At 50.8% G+C, this 531-nt stretch carries 1 protein-coding gene; it reads right to left on the reverse strand.

What is annotated here, in order from left to right:
* Window positions 1-531 (reverse strand): molybdopterin-synthase adenylyltransferase MoeB (gene moeB, locus R7R24_RS30115; RefSeq protein WP_318120642.1); only part of this gene is annotated, 531 nt, incomplete at both ends.

The following is a 531-nucleotide window of genomic DNA, read 5'->3' on the forward strand; positions in this document are numbered from 1 at the left end:
CTTGTACGGCGCCCACAATCCCGACCACTGGTGCCATTACACCCGCTTCAACGCAGCTTAGTGCACCGCTACCAAATAGTGCACTCAAGCACTGGTAACAAGGTTGAGTTGGATCGTCGTACGTAAACACACTCACTTGACCTTCCATACGAATTGCCGCACCAGAGATAAGTGGGGTTTTCGTTGCAAAGCAGAGGCGGTTCAGTTGGTTACGAGTGTCGACGTTATCAGACGCATCAACTACCACAGTGTGTTGTTCAATCAAAGCTTGAAGTTGAGCATCATCGAGACGTTTGGCAACGGTGTTTACCTCGACGTGAGGGTTAAGTTCTCGTAGCGCATCGGCGGCAGAATCCACCTTTTTGCGGCCGATATCTGTGTCGTGGTGTAATACTTGGCGCTGCAAATTAGAGAGCTCTACAATGTCGTCATCGATGAGCGTAATACGGCCGACACCTGCTGTGGCGAGGTATTGGCTAGAAGCACAGCCTAAACCGCCCGCACCCAAAATAAGCACGGAGCTTTGTTTGA

It is taken from the genome of Vibrio sp. 704 (assembly GCF_033339295.1).